Annotated in this window: 7 protein-coding genes; 5 read left to right on the top strand and 2 right to left on the bottom strand. The window is 70.1% G+C overall.

Features of this window, described 5'->3' with window-relative positions:
* Positions 1-50: 50 nt before the first annotated feature.
* From ACZ5DC_RS37055 to ACZ5DC_RS37045, 3 genes are all read left to right on the top strand, one after another.
* A complete protein-coding gene (locus ACZ5DC_RS37055) occupies positions 51-425 on the top strand; it encodes a hypothetical protein (protein WP_468660277.1) in 375 nt (124 codons plus the stop codon).
* 480 nt (positions 426-905) lie between these two features.
* Positions 906-8,372 (top strand): amino acid adenylation domain-containing protein, encoded by a 7,467-nt coding sequence (locus ACZ5DC_RS37050; RefSeq protein ID WP_468660275.1) that lies wholly within the window; start codon positions 906-908, stop codon positions 8,370-8,372.
* Between the two features lie 335 nt (positions 8,373-8,707).
* Positions 8,708-11,059 carry an ATP-binding protein gene (locus ACZ5DC_RS37045; RefSeq protein WP_468660272.1) on the top strand — a complete coding sequence of 784 codons (2,352 nt, stop codon included), beginning with the start codon at positions 8,708-8,710 and terminating at the stop codon, positions 11,057-11,059.
* 58 nt (positions 11,060-11,117) lie between these two features.
* Here the strand turns inward: ACZ5DC_RS37045 and ACZ5DC_RS37040 are convergent, their stop codons facing one another.
* Positions 11,118-11,666, bottom strand: a complete 549-nt coding sequence (locus ACZ5DC_RS37040; RefSeq protein ID WP_468660316.1) for a cupin-like domain-containing protein — start codon at positions 11,664-11,666, stop codon at positions 11,118-11,120.
* The gene (locus tag ACZ5DC_RS37035) at positions 11,597-11,845 is read right to left on the bottom strand and encodes a hypothetical protein (protein WP_468660322.1); all 249 of its coding nucleotides are present in this window, start codon (positions 11,843-11,845) and stop codon (positions 11,597-11,599) included. The genes ACZ5DC_RS37040 and ACZ5DC_RS37035 overlap by 70 nt, the downstream gene beginning before the upstream one ends.
* 221 nt (positions 11,846-12,066) lie before the next feature.
* Here ACZ5DC_RS37035 and ACZ5DC_RS37030 point away from each other — a divergent pair, with 221 nt between their 5' ends.
* Together ACZ5DC_RS37030 and ACZ5DC_RS37025 are read left to right on the top strand one after the other, a co-directional pair.
* Positions 12,067-13,131 (top strand): MupA/Atu3671 family FMN-dependent luciferase-like monooxygenase, encoded by a 1,065-nt coding sequence (locus ACZ5DC_RS37030; protein WP_468660270.1) that lies wholly within the window; start codon positions 12,067-12,069, stop codon positions 13,129-13,131.
* 47 nt (positions 13,132-13,178) lie between these two features.
* Complete coding sequence (locus tag ACZ5DC_RS37025) at positions 13,179-19,754, top strand: amino acid adenylation domain-containing protein (RefSeq protein WP_468660268.1); 6,576 nt, start codon at positions 13,179-13,181, stop codon at positions 19,752-19,754.
* Positions 19,755-19,766: the final 12 nt, after the last annotated feature.

Raw genomic sequence — 19,766 nt, 5'->3', positions numbered from 1 at the left:
CTTGCGACGGTTGTTGCGTCACCCCGGTTCACCGAAGAAAGGAACCCGTCATGACGCACTCGTCGAAGGTCCTTCGTTCAGCGGCTCTGGGAGTTGCCCCCCTCCTCGCCACGGGCGTGCTGTCCATCGTCGGGTTCACCGCGCAGGGCGCCGCAGGCTGTGCACCGGCCGCCGGCTTCCAGACGCGCTGCCCGGCGTCGGTACCCGCCGCGTCCGGCGTCACGACGGCCACGGCCGCCGGCGCCGGCTCAGCGGGCACTGCCACCGACTGGGACAGCGAGGGTTCCCGTACCGGTCACATCGCCTCGGGCGCCGGCGTCACGTCGGGCGCGGTCGCGGACGGCACCTCCGGTGCTCCCCTCACCGACTGGGACAGCGAGGGGTCCCGTACCGGTCACCGCACCCTCGGTGCGACGCGGCTCTGACGTGCCGCGTCCCGCCGTCCCGGCCGACGCCGTACCGCCGGCGCTGCCGGCCGCCGATCGTGCGCCGGGAGTTCACACAGCCGGATGAGACGTCCGGCCACCGCATCCAGCAGCATCTCCGCCGTGCTGCACCGTCCAGCCCTCCGGCAACGCACCGCATCGAGAAAGACCAGCCTCCCCGGCCCGCGGCATCCTCCCCGACCGTACGCAGGACCCCGATCGCATACCCCCGTGACAACGGCGTGACCCGCGTCCCACCGGCGCACGACGCGGCCCGCAGCCGAGCGGGCGGAAGCGGGAAAGCGGACGCGGCGATGTCACGGCATTCGAACACCCCGCGGGCCGCCGCGGGCCGGAACCACCTTCGTGGTCCGGCACCCGGTGGCAGCCCGGTAGACCGTCTCCCCGGTCGGCAGCTTCGACTTGTCCGCAGGTATGACGCGGTGACCCGCACCGGGCACGGTGTCAAGAGAGGTAACGATGTCTGACGCGACGCAGAACGCACGGGCGTGCCACGAGGCGGTGGGCGCGGATGGGTCCGCCGCGGCGGGCCCCGTCCAGAACCCGCCGCTGGTGCTCCGGCTCACCGGGCACCTGGACTTCGAGGCGCTCGACGCGGCGCTCTCCGATGCCGTCGAGCGCCATGTGCTCCCGCGGACGGCTCACCCGGACACGCCCGTCGCTCCGACGCAGACGAGCAGGGTCCTGCGCCTGCACGGCACTGGAGAACTCGACCCGCCCATGGCTGCCTCAGGGGCTCTTGACGTCACAGCCGGCGCGGCACTGGAAGCACACCTGTTCAGGGAGGGACCCGACAAACACCTGCTGGCCGTGGTGCCGCCCCAGGCCTGCGAAGCGTGGTCACGGCAGGAATTCTGGCGGTCCGTGGCTCTGGCGTACACGGCCCGGTGCACCGGTCAGGATCCGACGGCGGCACTTCCGGCTCCGCACACGGACGAGGCGTCGGGGACGCAGGCGGCCTACTGGAAGGGACAGCTGGCCGGTCTCCCCGCGCGGCTGGATCTCCCCACCGACCGACCCCGCCCGACCGTCGCCTCGCACAGAGCCGACCACGTCGCGGTACGCATCGGTACCGAGTTGCACACGAGACTGCTGCGACTGGCCGACGGAGCCGACCTCCTCGCAGTGCTGCAGGCAGGCCTTTCGGCACTGCTGACCCGACTCGGTGCGGGCGACGACATCCCCATCGGTCAGCTGGGCCCGGCCACCGGCAACACCGTGGTCCTGCGGGCGGACACCTCGGGCAGCCCCTCCTTCGTGGAACTTCTCGACCGCGTATGCGAGACGAGTGCGGGTGCCCTCGCCCACCAGGACGTGTCCTTCGACGACCTGGTGAAGGGCCTCGCTGTCGGGCGGGCAGCCCACCATCCGCTCTTCCAGGTCATGATGACGCTCGCCGACGCGACCGAGCCGCAGTACCACCTGCCCGGCCTGCACGTCGACATGGCGCCCACCCGCTGCGGCGCGACCTGGTTCGACCTGCACTTCGACCTGGTCGTCGAGCGGGACGGGACGGGGAGTCCCGCGGGGATCACCGGCGTCGTCGAGTACGCCACCGACCTGTACGACGCGAGCAGCGTCGAGAGGTTGGCCGAGCGCTGGGTCCTCCTGCTGGAGGCCGTCGCCGCCGCACCCGGGCAACCGATCACGGGCATCGACATCCTCACCCGGGACGAACGCCACACGCTGGACAACGTGTGGAACGACACGGCACACCCGCTTCCCGAAGCGTGCCTGCCGGCACTCTTCGAGCAACAGGCCGCCGCCGCGCCCGATCGCACGGCCCTGTTCCACGAGGCCGGTACGCTCACCTACGGCGAGCTGAACCGCCGTGCCAACAGACTGGCCCATGCCCTGATGGAGCGGGGCGTGGGTGCCGAAAGCATCGTCGCGCTGGCCCTGCCCCGCTCCTTCGACCTGTACGTCGCCGTGCTCGCGGTTCTCAAGAGCGGGGCCGCCTACCTCCCCCTGGACGCGGACCATCCGGCTGCCCGCGTCCGCCACGCCATGGCGGAGGCGCGCCCCTCCGTGCTGCTGGTGACGGCGGAGACCGAAAGCGCACTGCCCGCCGACAGCGGTGCCGAGGCGCTGCGACTGGACAGCCCCGAGACCCTGGCGACACTGCGTCGGCAGCCCGAGCACGATCCCACCGACGCCGACCGCGTCACACCGCTGCTTCCGCTGCACCCCGCCTACGTCATCTACACCTCGGGTTCCACCGGCAGGCCCAAGGGCGTCGTGGTGCCGCACATCGCGCTCGTGAACCTGCTCACCGCCATGCGGCAGAAGGTCACGCTGGGACCGGCGGACCGACTCCTGGCGGTGACGACGGCAGCGTTCGACATGGCTGTGCCCGAACTGTATCTGCCCCTGGTGGCCGGCGCCTCAGTCGTCATCGCCGCCAAGGAAACCGTGCGACAGCCCTCCGCGCTGCTGAACCTCATCACACGGTCCGCGGTGACAGTCGTCCAGGCCACCCCCTCCCTGTGGCAGACCTTGGTCGCGCACGATCCCGAAGCGGTCCGTGGGCTGCGGATGCTGGTCGGAGCGGAAGCACTGCCCTCGGCACTCGCCGACGCCATGCGGGGCCTGGGCAGCGCGGTCACCAATCTGTACGGTCCGACGGAAACCACCGTCTGGTCGACGAGCGCCGACCTCTCCGCCCCGCGAGCGACGCCGCCCGTCGGCAGTCCTCTCGCCAACACGCGGGTGCAGGTGCTGGACGACTCCCTGCTGCCCGTACCGCCGGGTGTGGTCGGCGAGTTGTACATCGCGGGTGCCGGCCTCGCCCGCGGGTACCTCGCCCGGCCCGCCCTCACCGCCGAGCGGTTCGTCGCCGCCCCGGGCGGTCGCCCCGGTGAACGGATCTACCGCACGGGGGACATGGCCCGCTGGCGAACCGACGGCGAACTGGAAATCGTCGGGCGGACCGACCACCAGATCAAGCTGCGTGGCTTCCGGATCGAACCGGGCGAGATCGAAACCGTCCTCACCGGTCACTCGGGTGTAGCCCAGGCCGCCGTCGTCGCCCGCGAAGACCGCCCGGGCGACCAGCGGCTCGTCGCCTACGTGGTTCCCGACAACACGGCCCCCCTCTCCGAGGAGAACGACGAACTGCGCCGGGTGGCAGGCTGGGAAGAGGTGTACGACACGCTGTACGCCGACTCCTCGCCAGCCCCCGTCGGCGAGGACTTCGCCGGCTGGAACAGCAGTTACGACGGCCGGCCGATCCCCCTGCCGCAGATGCGTGAGTGGCGCGACGCCACCGTCGCGCGCATCCTCGAACTCCGCCCCCGGCACGTCCTCGAGATCGGGGTGGGCACCGGACTCCTGCTGTCCAGGATCGCACCCGAGTGCGAGTCCTACTGGGGCACTGACATCTCCGCGACCGCCATTGAGCAACTGCGCCGCCAGGTGGCCCGCGACCCCGGCCTGGCCGATCGGGTCGAACTGCGCACCCAGCCCGCACACGACGGCCGGGGCCTGCCCGCCGGGCACTTCGACACGGTGATCCTCAACTCGGTCGTGCAGTACTTCCCCAGTGCCGAGTACCTGCACGAACTCCTGCGCTGGGCGCTGGACATCGTCGTCCCGGGCGGTGCCGTGTTCATCGGCGACGTGCGCAATCCGCGGCTGCTGCGGGCCTTGACCACGGCCGTGCACACCGGACGCGCCGACGCCGAGGACGACACGGACTCGGTCCGCCGGGCGGTCGAGCGTGATCTGGTCGTGGAGACCGAGCTGCTGGTCGATCCGGACTTCTTCACCGCGCTCCAGGAACGCGAGCCCGCCCTGGCCGGCGTGGATCTCCGTATCAAACGCGGCCGGCACCACAACGAGCTGACCCGGTACCGGTACGACGTGGCCCTGCGTAAACAGGGGGCGCCGCTGCTCCCGCTCGGCGACGTCCCCCGGCTGACCTGGCCGGGTGAGGTCGGGGACCTGGCCGCACTGGAGGACCGGCTGGCGACCGGACACCCGCTTCGGCTCCGTGTCACCGGTGTTCCCAACAACCGTGTGGCGGGCGAGGTGGCACTCGCTGAGGCGGTGCAGAGGAACCGGCACTGGCAGGACGTGCCACTGCCGGACCCGAGCGGGTCACCGGACGTGGAAGCGTTCCACGAGCTGGGGGATCGACTCGGTTACTGGGTGGGTATCGCCTGGTCCGCCGGCGCGCTCGAAACAGTCGACGTCACCTTCGTCCGCGCCGACCGGGCGGCCGGCGCGGCGCCCGTCGGGACCTACGTGCCCGCCGCCACGGGGACCACCACCACGCCCCTGTCGGTCTGGACGAGCAATCCGGGCGCCGCGGCGGTCGCGGGAGCGCTACCCCGCTCCCTGCGGAAGTTCATGAGGGAGCGGTTGCCGGAACACATGGTCCCCTCGGCCTTCGTGCCGCTCGATCGCCTGCCACTGACGCCCAACGGCAAGCTCGACCGGGCCGCGCTGCCCGCCCCCGACTACGCCGGGACGGCAGGCAAGGGCCACCCTCCCAGGACACCGCAGGAGGAGATCCTCTGCGCCGCGTTCGCCGACGTCCTGGGACTGTCCACCGTGGGTGTGGAGGACGCCTTCTTCGATCTGGGCGGGAACTCCCTGCTGGCCACCCGTCTGATCAGCCGTATCCGCTCGCTGCTCGGGGTCGAGATTCCCATGCGCGCGGTGTTCGAGACTCCGACGGTCGCGGGCATCGCCACCCTGCTGGACCGCGTCGGCGCAGCACGTCCGGAGGTGGTGGCGAGGCCCAGGCCGGACGACATGCCGCTGTCGTTCGCCCAGCAACGACTCTGGTTCTTGAACGTGCTGGAAGGGCCCAGTACGACGTACAACGTGCCGGTGGCGCTGCGGCTGAGCGGCGAACTCGACATCCCGGCACTGTCGCAGGCGCTACGGGACGTGGTGGTGCGGCAGGAGAGCCTGCGCACGCTGTACCCCGCCGAGGACGGGCGGCCGCGCCAGCTGATCCTCGCCCCGGAGGCCGTGGCGCTGGAGCTGCCGGTGACCGAGGTCGCCGCGGACCGGCTGGACGAGGCGGTGGCCGAGGCCGCGTCGCAGGTCTTCGACCTGTCGGTGGACCTGCCCCTGCGCGCCACGTTGTTCGCCGTGGCACCGGAAGAACACGTCCTTCTGGTGGTGATGCACCACATCGCCTCGGACGGCTGGTCGATGGAGCCGCTGTGGCGGGATCTCTCGCGGGCCTATGAGGACCGGCGGGCCGGCCGGGCGCCGCAGTGGACGCCGCTGCCGGTGCGGTACTCGGACTACGTGCTGTGGCAGCGGGACCTGCTGGGTGACGCCGACGACCCCGACAGCGTCGTCGGCCGCCAACTGGACTTCTGGAAGCAGCGGTTGGCGGCGCTCCCGGAAGAGATCGCCCTGCCACTGGACCGTCCGCGACCGGCCGTGGCCAGTCATCGTGGCGGAGAGGCCGGTGTGCCGGTGCCGCCCGAGCTGTACGCGCGGTTGGCGCGGTTGGCAGCCGACCAGGGCGTGACGCTGTTCATGCTGATGCAGGCCGGGTTGGCGGCGTTGCTGTCCCGGCTCGGCGCGGGGGAGGACATAGCGATCGGCAGTCCCATCGCCGGACGCACCGACGAGGCCCTCGACGACCTGGTCGGCTTCTTCGTCAACACCCTGGTCCTGCGCACGGATGTGTCGGGAGACCCGGAGTTCACCGAGTTGCTGGGCAGGGTCAGGCAGGCCGATCTGGCGGCCTTCGAGCACCAGGACGCGCCGTTCGAGCGGGTGGTCGAGGCCCTGTCCCCGGTCCGGTCGATGGCTCGGCACCCGCTGTGCCAGGTCGTGCTGACGGTGCAGAACACCGGCGACGCACAGGCGGCGCTCACCGGTCTGGAAGTCCACGAGTACCCGGTCCGGGTGCTCGGGACGCAGTTCGACCTGAACTTCGAGTTCGTCGAGCGAGCCGGTCCTGACGGCAGGCCGGCCGGACTGGACGGACGTGTCCTGTACGCGACCGATCTGTTCGACCACGCCACCGCCGAAGCCCTGGGCGCCCGGCTGCTGAAGCTGCTGGCCGCCGTCGCGGACGACCCTCGGGTGCGGATCGGTCAGGTGGACGTCCTCACGGAGACCGACCGGGCGCGGCTGCGGCGCTTCTCCCACGGGCCCGCGGCACAGCTTCCCGCCAAGTCCGTGTGCCGGCTCTTCGAGGATCAGGTGGACCGTACCCCCGATTCCGTCGCGGTGGTGTCCCCCGAGGGCACGCTCACGTACGCGGAGCTGGAGGCCCGGGCCAACCGGCTGGCGCACCGGCTGATCGAGGCGGGCGTGGGTCCCGAGCGACCGGTCGTCATGCTCCAGGAGCGCTCCGCCGCGGTGATCGTGGCGATCCTCGCCGTGCTCAAGGCCGGCGGCTACTACGTTCCGCTGCCGGCGGCATTTCCCGTCGCCCGTATGCGGTGGGTCGTGGCCGACACGGGAACGCCTGTGCTGCTGACCGACCGCGCCTCGCTGGACCATCCCCTGGTGTCCGGTGCCGGCGTGCCCCTGGTGGTCGCCGACGACGAGCAGGCGTACGCGTCCCACCCGGACTCACGCCCGCACGTCCCGGTGCACCCGGAGCAGTTGATGTACGTGATGTACACCTCGGGCTCGACCGGCACGCCCAAGGGCGTGGGTGTCAGTCATCGCAGCGTGGCCGCGTTCGCCGCCGACCGGCAGTGGCGGCCCGAGGACCGGACGGCGACGCTCATGCACTCGCCGCACGCCTTCGACCCGTCGACGTACGAGCTGTGGCTCCCCCTGCTGTCCGGTGGGCGTGTCGAGATGACCCCGCCCGGGATGCTGGACGTGGAGGCGATCACCGCCGTCGCCGGCCGTGCCACCTCAGCGGTCTTCGCGGCGGCCCTCTTCAACGTGCTCGCCGAGGAGGCCACCGAGTCGATGGGCCGGCTCGGGCTCGCCTGGTCGGGCGGGGACGTGATCTCCCCGGCGGGGGTGCGGAAACTTCTCGACGCACGTCCCGACATGGTCGTGGCCAATGCTTACGGCGCGACCGAGACCACCGTCATCTCCACCTGGTACCCGATCAGGTCGGAAGACACGGTCCCGGCCTTCGTGCCGGTCGGGGTCCCCATGGACAACACCCAGGTGCACGTCCTGGACCGCGCGTTGCGGCCCGTGCCGGTAGGTGTGCCCGGAGAGGTGTACGTGGCCGGCGCCGGTCTTGCCCGTGGTTACCTGGGCCGGGCCGGACTGACCGCCGAACGGTTCGTCGCGGGCCGGTGCGGTACGCGCATGTACCGCACCGGGGACCTGGGGCGCTGGCGCTCCGACGGCAACCTCGAGTTCGTCGGGCGCGTCGACGACCAGGTGAAGGTCCGCGGCTTCAGGGTCGAGCCCGCCGAGGTCACGGCGGCCCTGCTGGAACAACCGGGCATCGGACAGGCCACCGCGGTCCTGCGGGAGAGCGGCGGCACCGCCGGCCTGGTGGCGTACGTCGTTCCGGACGGGCGTGCCGAGGTTCCGTCGCCAGAGGCGTTGCGCGCTGGGCTCGCCGAGGTTCTGCCCGACTACATGCTGCCGGCCGCGGTCGTCTTCCTCGACCGCCTGCCGCTGACCCCGCACGGCAAGCTCGACCGGTCGGCGCTTCCCGCTCCCGCCGGCCCGGCGGTCGGGGGCGGCCGCGAGCCGCGCACTCCCCAGGAGAAGGCGTTGTGCGACCTGTTCGCCGACGCACTGGGGGTGCCGCAGGTCGGCATAGACGACGACTTCTTCGCGCTCGGCGGGCACTCGCTGATCGCGACCCGGCTGGTGAGCCGGATCAGGTCCGAACTCGGTGCCGAATGCCCCCTGCGGGCCGTCTTCGACAGTCCCACCGTCGCCGCCCTCGCCGACAGGCTGGCCACCGCGCGCCGGGCCCGGCCGGTCCTGCGGCCGCGCTCGGCGGCGCCCGAGACGAACTGAGACCGCGGGTCTCACGGCGGCCGTCTCCTCGTCGTCGGCGACCACCGGCACAGCGGCCGCGGGGGTCGGCCGAACGGGGGACGGCATCCGTGACGACCGGAGCCTGAACCAAACGACGTCGCATCGGCGTTGACAAAGGGAAGAGCGCGGAGCGGGAGACCGGCGATCGCGGGAGGCAAGGGGTGGAAGTGTCTTCTCAGGAAGAAAACGCATGCGAGATGTGTGCCGTGCCGATTCCACGAAGGAGAGCGTCCGACGGAACGCCCGCTCGTTCTCGTTACTGTTCGAATGCCTGCCGTCAGCGGTCGCACCGTCTTCGGAAACAACTCGCGTGTGTGAGTCCGGTCCCCGTCGGCGCGCCCCTGACCCACCTGAGCAGCTTCATCGGGCGCACGGACGAGATGATCGAGGCGGGCCGGTTACTCCAGAACGGACGCATCCTGACGCTCACCGGACCGGCGGGGGTGGGGAAGACCCGGCTGGCGCTGGAATTGGCCGCGCAGGCCCAGCGCGGCAGACGCCGCGAGGCGAGCATGGTGAAGCTGGAACAGATCACCGACGCCGCAGGACTGCGGGAGCGGCTCGCCGAGGCGGCCGGTGAGACGCCTGTGCCCGGAAGCCGGACGGTCTCCGAAGCCGTGGGCGGGGTGGAGCGCCTGCTGATCCTGGACGGGTGCGAGCATGTGCTGGACGAGTGCGGCACCCAGCTCGGCCGGCTGCTGCCGGGCCGCCCGAACCTGCGCGTGCTGGTGACCAGCCGGGAGCCGCTGCGGCTACCGGGCGAGGCCGTGTTCTCCGTGGCGGGGCTGGCCTGCCCCCGGCCGGAGCGAGGATCCGCCCTCACCGAGTGTCTTCGGTCGCACGCGGTCCTCCTCTTCCTGGAGCGGGCCTGGGCGGTGGCACCTGATTTCCAGCTCACTGAGGAGAACGCTCCGTTCATCGGTGAGATCTGCCGCCGGCTGGAAGGCCTGCCCCTCGCCATCGAGATGGCCGCACGGCTGATCCGCGTCTTCCCGCCCGCCGACATCGCTCACCGGCTGGACGATCCCTTGGCGCTGCTGACGAGCGGCTGGCGGCTGGCCGACCACCGCCACCGGAGCCTGCGGGCATCGCTGCAGTGGGGTTACGACCTGTTGACCCCGGCGGAACAGTCGCTGTACCGGAGACTGTCCGTGCTGGCAGGCGGATTCGGGGCCGACGCGGTGGCGGCCGTGTCGGGCGCGAGCGGTGCCCCCGTGGGCGGGACGGCGGAGCTGCTGATCGGCCTTGAGGCGAAGTCGATCATCATCTCGCACACCGAGCAGGACGGGCCCGTCCGGTTCCGGATGCTGGAGCCATTGCGCCGTCACGGATATGAGCGGCTCGTCGAGGAGGGCGAAGCCGCATCGGTGTACGAACGTGTGATCGACTTCCTGGCAGCGCTGTCCGCCCCGTTGCGGACACAGGCCTGCATCCGTCCGACGACGCTGTCCCAGCTGGATGAGGAACGCGGCAACATCGCGCACGTCGTGCGACGGATGGATGACGACGACGAGCGCCGACTCCTGCTCGCCAGCGCCTTCGCCATGACGGAGAACGGCCGCCGCGCCGACGGCGCGGAGGAGCTGCTGACGAGAGCCCTGGAGCGTACGCCCGGGTCGTCGCCGTACCGCAGCCTCGCGTTCGAGGGGGCGGCGATGTGCGCGGCGGACCGTATGGACGTGGAGACGGCCGTACGGCACGCCACACAGGCGATCGGACTGGAACGTGGTCTCGACCGCGATGCGGTGCTGTGCCGGATGCTCCTGCTACGCAGCTCGCTCCACGAGATGGGCGGTGATCACGAGGGCGCCGTGGCGGACCTGCGGGAGTGCCTCGAGATTGCCGGCACCCTGGCGGACGGCACGCTGACGGGACTGTGTCTGGGCGGCCTGGCCCTGCACAGGCTGCGGGAAGGCGCGGTGAAGGAGGCGGAACGGGCGATCGAGGAGGCGGTTCCGGTCCTGCGCGCCATGCTGCCCCCGCAGCTCGGCTCGACGTTGGTCACGGCCGGGGTGCTCGCGCTGGAGAAGGACGATCTGCCCGCGGCCGAGTCGTACTTCACCGAAGCCCTGCGCGGGTGCACCGAGCAGCAGACCTGGGAGACCGCCGGAGCGCTGGAGGGACTGGCCGTGGCCGCCGTGCGCGCCAACCGGTTCGAGACGGGCCTGCGGCTCATCGGCGCGGCCACCGGTCTCGGGCGCGGCCTTGCCTGGGGAGGAGCGTGGTGGCGCGACCGCGTCCGGGAAGCTCACGCCGCCGCGACGAAGGCCCTCCCCGCCGGCCGGGCGACAGCCGCCTTCGACGAGGGCAGGACGATGTGCAGGAGCCAGGCCCTGGAGGCCGTCGTGGGATCGCCCGGATCCGGTGCGAGCGCGGCGCCGGCGGCGGAGCTGCCGCTGAGCACGCGGGAGCGTGATGTGGTCACCCTCGTGGTGAAGGGCCTGACCAACCGGCAGATCGCGGACCGGATACATGTCTCGGTGCGCACGGTGGAGACGCACATCCGCAACATCCGCACCGCTCTCGGGCTGCGGTCCCGCGCCCACATCGCCGCGTGGGCCGCGCAACGGGGCATGGATACGACGTCCACCGCCGAACCCGCCGAAAGGCGAAGCTCCTACGCGAAGCGGGACGGTCACCTGGTGGGCCTGGGCAGCTCTTGCTGACCGTATGCGGCCAGTTCGCGGCGGCGGTGCCGTGCGGTACCGCCGCCGCGACATCGTGTTACTCGTGCGTGTCCGTGGACGCCCACCAGAAATTGACTGAAGCCGAGACCTCGGTCGATTCCGTGGCGTGCCACCATGTGCTGGGGATGAAGAGGGCCTCACCCGGCCCCAATTCCACGACGTTGGATTGCCGTCGAGCCTCGCTGAAGTCGGGATAGACGGAGAGGTCCGGATCGAAGATGTTCACCAGACTGCAGTGCGGAAGTTTCTGGCCGGTCGCCGGGTAGACGTGCGACGACTGCGCGGGCGGGATGAGAGTGACTCTCTTCTTGCCGAATATCTGGACCAGGAAATTGTCGCCGAGGTCGAAATGCAGGGGAGATCTCGCTCCCCGACCGCCGAACCAGAGGTTCGTGGCCACCACCGTCTTGGACTCGTCGAGCAGGTATGGCGACCGTATGTCAGCCAGTGGCCCATAGGCCGAGAGGTTCGACTGCTGGATGTAGTAGCTGCCTCCCCTCGTGGACGTTATTTTGTTCACGGCCTGCGCGAACGGCTCCGCATCCTGAGCACGGGACCGGTGGTGGAGCTCTGGTTGACGTCGAATATGCCTTTTTCGTTGAAATTGACGAAGGTCGTCTGACGCTTGAGCATTGATGCGAAGTACGCGGGTGACCATTTCTCTACGGCCGGCCACTCGGTAGCCATGTCCGCGATCTTGACCGGCTCGTTCTTGAGGAAGTACTCCCGGTCGAAACAGGAGACGTCCAGCTCTGACCGTCGCATGTAATGACCATGCCTCCCTTTTCGGGTCTATTATGACGATTCCCTCATCGAAGCAGGCCCCAAGGGGTGAGGCACCCGTGAAAACCGTCGTTACGGAGTATTCCGCCCGGCAGGCACCCGTAACTGCGGTTTTTACCGATGTCCGGGGCTGCTCCTGGTCTGAATGCTTGTACTGCGACACTGTATCCGAAGCAATCGACGATCCGTGCCCGGGTGAATCAATGGACCTCAGTATCATGTTTTTCGGGACGGAAACTTCTGTCTCGCCTGCGGATCACTACGACGACGTGCTCACGATCGCTCGGGCTGCGGATGAACTCGGCTTCAAGGCCCTGTGGACTCCGGAGCGCCATTTCCAGAATTTCGGCCACATCTTCCCGAGTCCTTCCGTGCTCGGTGCGGCCCTGGCCGTCTCCACCCAGCGGATCGAGATCCGGGCCGGCAGTGTCGTCCTGCCGCTGCACCACCCTGCGAGTGTGGCCGAAGAATGGGCCGTGGTGGACAATCTCTCGCGGGGCCGGGTGGGTATCTCCGTTGCGACCGGCTGGCACTCGAAGGACTTCGTCCTCGCCCCCGACCGCTATGCCGACCGACGGAAGACGACGTTGCGGGATGTTGCGCTGCTGAGGAGGCTCTGGTCGGGTGAGCCCGTCTCGTTCACGGACGGAACCGGCGAGTCGGTCGAGGTGCGTTCCCGACCGGTGCCGACGACCCCCGACTTGCCGCTGTGGCTCACTACATCGGGTACCACGGAGACGTGGAGAACCGCGGCCTCCATGGGAATGGGAATCCTGGGAGCCAGTATCGGCCAGACGCGGAAGGAGCTCGCCGAAAAAATCGGGATATACCGTCAGGCATTCGTCGAGGCATCCACCCGGCCAGGTCCAGGGAAACGTTCCCAGAATGTCGTGTCACTCATGATGCACGCCTACGTGGGGCAGAGTGACTCCGCCGTGCGGGCGATGGTACGCCAGCCCCTGGCGGGATATCTGTCGAGTTTTCTGCAACAGGTCGCCAGTCACCGGGGTGCCGACCGGGCTACCGGGATCGCCGGTCTCAATCAGGCCGATCAGGGCCGACTGCTCGATTTCGCCTTCGAGCGCTACCTCGCCGGCGGATCGCTCCTCGGCTCTCCCGCGACCTGTCTGAAAACGATGACCGAGCTGCGCGACGCGGGTGTCGACGAAATCGCCTGCTTCGTGGACTTCGGGCTGCCCGAGGACGAGGTGCTGGCGTCGATGCACCGGCTCGCCGAACTGCGCGCAACCCTGGCGCGGCGTCCGTGACGCAAGGACTGACCACTTCCCACCGCTGACGCACAACGGAGCCGAGCATGCCAGCCGAACCCTCCCTCGCCGAACGCATAGCCGCTCTCACCAGTGAACAGCGTGTGCGCTTCATGCGTCGCCTGGTCGAGCAAGGTCGCCACGTGGGATCCATGCCGGCCGTGCTCCCGCTGCGGGACGACCCCGACGGCCCCGCGCCGCTGAGCCCCGCGCAGGAGGACCTGTGGACCTTCCAGTCGCTGTATCCGGACAGCGCGGTGATCAACCTGTGCAGCGCATACGACTTCGACACGCTCGTCAGCGCGGACGATCTGGAACGTGCCCTGAACCTGGTCATGGCCAACCACGACGCCCTCCGTTCCACTGTGGTGGCGACCCCGGACGGCCTGCGCATGCTTCCGCGGCCTCTCCACCAGTGGCGGATGGAACGAGTGGATCTGCGCGAGGTCCCCGAGCCGGAGCGGGAACGCGCCGTTCAAGACGTGATCGACGCATTCCGCCGCCGCCCGTTCACACTGGACGAGGAACCCCTGGTCCGGGGATGCTTCGTCCGCGTCGACACCACCCGGTCACTGCTTCTGCTGGCGCAGCACCACATGGTCTCCGACTGGTGGTCGGTCGGTATCCTCCACCGTGAGTTCCACCAGGCGTACGCCGCACTGACGCAGGCCGAACCGCCGGCGGAAGGCCCGACACGCCCCCCCAGGCAGTACGCCGACTTCGCCTCGTGGCAGAGGGAACTCGAAGAGGCGGGAGTCTACGAGCAGCAGCTGGAGTTCTGGCGGTCCTACCTCGCCGATCTTCCTGCCCCTTCCCCCCTCGCCGCCCCGCTGAACCCGCGCGCACCCATCACTCTCAACGGCGGACAGCACTCGTTCATGCTTCCCCGCGAGCTCTCGCACAAAGTGCGCGAGTACGCCAGAAGCCACCGTGCCACCGTCTTCACGGTCATGATCTCGGCCTTCGCCGTCTTCCTGCACCGGCTCAGCGGCGAGCGGGACCTCGTCATCGGCACGCCGAACGCGCAGCGCTCGGCCCGTGGCCTGGACCGGGTCATGGGATACGTCATGAACGTCATTCCCACTCGCTGGAAAATCGATCCGCACGTCGGCTTCGACACGGTCGTGGAAGACTTCAAGGAGTCGTTCCAGTGGGTGAGGGCCAACGCGGACGTGCCGAACGGCCGGATCATCGCGGATCTCAATCCCGAACGGCCGCACAACCGTACGCCGCTGTACCAATGGGTGTTCATGCACCTGCCGGAGCAGAGCGGAAACTCCGCCCTGCCGGGGGGCGCGCGCTTCTCACGGCTGCTGTCGGGGGAGGAGGAGCAGGACGGCGCTCTGATCCTCCAGAACGCCGGAGACGACATCGCCGCCTTCTTCGAGTACCGGACCGACCTCTTCGCTCCGGAGACCGTCCGCCACTGGAGTTCATGCTTCATCACTTTGCTGGACGACCTGCTCGCGGGAGGCCGGAGCATCGCGGACAGCGCCCTGTTGCCGGCCGAGGACCGCCAGGCGATCGCCGCGTGGGGCGTCAGTGCCGACGTGCTCCCGGCGCCCGTCCTGGCCCATGTGGCGGTGGGCGCGAACACGCCACCGGACCGGCAGGCGATCAGCTGCGGGGACGAGGTCGTCACCTACGGAGAGTTGACGTCTCGAGCGGACCGGCTGGCCTGGTACCTGCGAGGCGCCGGCGTGCGCCGCGGCGACAGGGTGGGTGTCTTCGCCGGCCGGTCCATCGGCGCGGTGACCGCCTTGCTCGGGGTCATGAGGGCCGGTGCCGCCTATGTACCGCTGGACCCCCAGCTCCCCGCGGACCGCGTCCGGTTCATGGTGCGCCAGAGCCGGGTGAAGGTCGTGCTGACCGAGGAGGGACACCTTCCCGCCCTGCGGGAACTGCGGGCCTTCGGGGTGGACCTGGTGGTACTGGACGGCGCCCACAGGGAGCTGATCGCCGCCGCGCCTGAGCTGCCACTGCCCTCGCTCGGTGGAAGAGACCTCGCCTACGTGATCTACACCTCGGGTTCCACGGGCCGGCCGAAGGCGGTGGCTGTCGAACACCGCTCGCTGGCCGGCCTGGCAGCCGTTCAGGCGCGGCGGTTCGGCCTCGTGGCCGAGGACCGAGTGCTCCAGTTCGCCTCGTTCGGGTTCGACACGAGCATCGAGGAAGTCTTCTCCACCCTCGTCGCGGGAGCCCGACTCGACATCGGTGCGACGACGGTCGGTGTTCCGCTGCCCGACGTGTTCCGCACGGTGGACGAGCGCGGCATCACGGTGCTGAACCTGCCGACCGCCTACTGGCACCAGGTGGTGTCGGCGATGGCCGCGGGTGACGACCTTCCCGCCGGTGTGCGGCTGGTGGTGATAGGGGCCGAGGCGTTCGACCCGGGCGCGCTCGCCGCCTGGTTCGAGACAGGCACACGGTCGGGCCTCCTCAACGCCTACGGGCCGACCGAGACCACGGTGACAGCGACCTGCCACACCCTGCTTCCCGACGACGCCACCCGACGGCAGGCGATCGGCCGCCCGCTGCCGCACGTGCACGGCCATGTGCTGGACAGTCGGCTGGATCTGGTGCCCGTCGGCGTGGTGGGAGAGCTGTATCTGGGCGGTATCGGCGTGGCCAGGGGGTACCTGGGGGAGCCGGGTCTGACGTCCGCACGGTTCATCGCCGACCGGTACGGGCCGCCGGGAGGGCGTCTGTACCGGACCGGGGACTTGGTCCGTTGGCGTTCCGACGGCGTCCTGGAGTTCGTGGGGCGCTCCGATGACCAGGTGAAACTGCGGGGTTTCCGCATCGAGCCGGGTGAGGTCGAGTCGGTGCTGACGGCGCACGCCTCGGTCGCCCAGTGCGCGGTGGTCGTACGTGAGGACCAGCCGGGCGAACCCCGCCTGGCGGCCTACGTGGTGCCTGCGCGCGGCACGGTGGACGCGGCGCAGTTGAGAGCGCACACGGCCAAGGCACTGCCGCACTACATGGTGCCGTCGGCGTTCGTCACCCTCGACGTGCTGCCCTTGACGCTGAACGGGAAGCTGGACCGCGGTGCGCTGCCCGCCCCGAGCACGGAGACGGGGGCGATGTCGCGTGCGCCCCGTGACTCCAGGGAGCACATCCTCTGCGACCTCTTCTGCGAGGTGCTCGGGGTCGAGCGGGTGGGTGTCGACGACGACTTCTTCCACCTGGGCGGACACTCCCTGCTCGCCACCCGTCTGGTGAGCCGGGTGCGCTCCGTCTTCGGCTGTGAGCTGCCGGTACGGGCGTTCTTCGACGCACCGACCGTCTCGGCGCTCGTGGCCGCCCTCGACGACGCCGGCGACGGACGCCCGCCGGTGACGTGCGCGGTGCCCCGGCCGGAGAGGCTGCCCCTCTCGTACGGGCAGCGCCGGCTCTGGTTCTCCAACCGCGTCGAGGGCGCGGGCCAGGCGTACAACCAGCACTTCGCGCTGCGTCTTTCAGGCCCCTTGGACATCGGGGCACTGCGTGAGGCACTCGGCGACGTGGTGGAGCGTCACGAGGTCCTGCGCACGGTGTTCGCCGAGGAGCAAGGCGTCCCGTACCAGGTCGTGCGTGACGCGACCGGTGTGGAGCTGGCGGTGGAGCCGGTCTTCGGGGAACAGTTGGCGAGGCGGCTGGGGGAAGTGGCCTGGCAGGCTTTCGACCTGTCGACCGAACTGCCGCTGCGAGCCACCTTGTTCGAGACGGGCGCCCAGGAACACGTCCTGTCGCTGGTGGTGTACCACATCGCAGCCGACGGCTGGTCCACGCCGGTGTTCACACGTGATCTGAGCCGTGCGTATGCGGCCCGGTGCGAGGGGACCGCGCCCGACTGGGCGCCGCTGCCCGTGCAGTACGCGGACTACACCCTGTGGCAGCAGGAGTTCCTTGGGTCCGAGAGCGACCCCGCCAGCACCGTCTCACGTCAACTGGCGTACTGGACAGCACAGTTGGCAGAGCTGCCGGAGGAGCTGCAGCTGCCCACCGACCGCCCGCGTCCGGTGGAGCCCGGTTACCGGGGCGGGACCGTCGAGTTCACCGTGCCCCAGGAGACCGCGGAGCGGCTGACGGCATTCGCGCGCCGGCACCGCGCCAGCCCGTTCATGGTCCTGCACGCCGCCGTCACAGCCCTGCTCTTCCGCCTCGGGGCGGGCACCGACATCCCCCTCGGCACACCGATCGCCGGCCGGACGGATGACGTCTTGGACGATCTGGTCGGCTTCTTCGTCAACATGCTGGTGCTGCGCGTCGATCTCTCGGGGCGGCCGACCTTCGCCGAACTGGTGTCCAGGGCCCGCGAGACGGACCTGGCCGCCTACGCCCACCAGGACATCCCCTTCGAACGCCTAGTGGACGCGGTCAAGCCGCAGCGGTCACTCGCACGCCACCCGCTCTTCCAGGTGGTGCTGTCGGTCGCCGGTGCCGAGCGCGCCTGGGACCGTGGGCCGGGCACGTTCCCCGGGCTCACCGTGGCAGCGCAGCCGACGGATAACGCATCGGCCGCTTTCGACCTGTTGTTCGACTTCGAGTGGCGCACCGACGACCGTGGTGAACCGGCGGGTCACGCCGCCTCCTTGCAGTACAGCACCGATCTCTTCGACGCGGCGACGGCGGAGTCCATCGTCACGCGCTTCCAGCGGCTGCTCGCCGCAGTGCTGGACGATCCCGAGCGGCCGGTGGACCAGATCGACGTACTGGACCCGCGCGAGCGGTACCGGCTGACCGAGGAGTGGAACGACACCACGCACGACCTGCCGGACGGCACCTGGGCCGAGCTGTTCGAGGCCCAGGTGGCTCGTACCCCCGACCACCCGGCCCTGGTGGACGGGGACACGGTACTGAGCTACGCGCGGCTCAACGAGAGGGCCAACCGTTTCGCGCACCGGCTCATCGCCCTGGGCGTACAGGCCGAACAGCTCGTCGCGGTCGCCCTGCCGAGAACCGCGGACCTGGTGGCGGTTCAGCTGGGTCTCCTCAAGGCCGGCGCCGCCTACCTCCCCGTGGACCCGAACCTCCCGTACGACCGGCTGGAGTTCCTGCTGGCCGACGCCAGGCCCGGTCTGCTGGTCACCACCGGCGCACTGGCCGGACGGCTTCCGCGCACCGCCGTGCCGCGCGTGGTCATCGACGCACCGGAGGCTGCACACGCCCTGCTCATGGCGCCCGCCACGGACCCCACGGACCAGGACCGGCGCGGGCCGTCCAGCCCCGCACAGTTGGCGTACGCGATCTATACCTCAGGATCCACAGGCCGTCCGAAGGGGGTCATGCTGCCGCACTCCGGCCTCGCCGGCCTGGCGGCCGGACATGCGGAGAAGTTCGCTCTGGACGCCGACAGCCGACTGCTGCAACTGATGTCGCCCAACTTCGACGCCGCCGTCGGCGATTGCGTGATGACGCTGCTCACCGGGGCCACCCTGGTGCTCGGCCCGGCCGGAGGCCCCTGCGGCGGCGAAGAGCTGGCCGGACTGATCCGTCGTCACCGGATCACGCACCTGACGACCACACCATCCCTGCTCAGCACCCTGGACCCGGACACCACGCCCAGCCTGCGAGGAGTACTGATGGGCGGTGAGTCGTTCCCCGCCGGACTGGCTGCCCGGTGGGCGCGCGCCGGTGTCCGCGTCGTCAACGTCTACGGGGCCACGGAGTCCACCGTTCTCACCACCATGAGCGGCCCGTTGCGCGGGGACACGGCCCCCGATGCGGGCCGTCCCATTCCCCACTCCCGTCTCTATGTCCTCGACAGTGCGCTGAACCCGGTACCCACAGGTGTGGTGGGTGAGGCGTACCTCGCTGGACGGGGGCTCGGCCGCGGCTATCTGCACCGGCCGGCGCAGACCGCGGAGCGATTCGTCGCCGACCCTTTCGGCGCCCCCGGAACGGGCATGTACCGCACCGGTGACCTGGTGCGGCGTAACGCATCGGGAGACATCGAGTTCGTCGGCCGTGCCGACGACCAGGTGAAGATCCGCGGATTCCGGGTGGAACTCGGTGAGATCGAGGCCGTCCTGGCCAGTCACCCCTCCGTGTCCCAGTGCCTGGTCGTGGTCCGTGCCGACGGCAGGGGAAAACGCCGCCTCGTGGCCTACGCGACGTCCGGTGTGCCGGACACGGGGGGCGACACACGGGAGCTGTCGCGTCATCTGGCAGCGAGCCTCCCCGAACACATGGTCCCCGCGGCACTCGTCCTGTTGGATGCCTTCCCCCTCACCCCCAACGGGAAGATCGACCACAAAGCGCTGCCCGTCCCCGACGTCACCCCCGCCACCTCGAGCCGGGCTCCTCGCACCCCCCGGGAGAAGCTGCTGACGGAGCTGTTCGCGGAGGTACTCGGCAGGGACGCGGTCGGGGTGGATGACAGCTTCTTCGCGCTGGGCGGCGACTCGATCATGTCCATCGAACTGGTCTCACGCGCCCGAAGGGCCGGTCTGCACATCACGCCCCGCGACGTGTTCGCGCTGAAGAACGCCGGCCGGCTGGCGTCCGTCGCGGGTGAGGTGGAGGGGGAACCCATGCGGCCCGACGTTTCGCCCGCGGCCCTGCTGCCCGATTGGGACCCGAAGGAACTCGACGATCTCGCGTCCCGGTTGCGAGGCAGGGGCACCGGTCCCGCCGACTGATGCACACCCGGA

It is taken from the genome of Streptomyces sp. NPDC031445 (assembly GCF_055581365.1).
The sequence above is the reverse complement of the archived record's forward strand: the minus strand, read 5'-3'. Positions and strand labels throughout refer to the sequence as shown.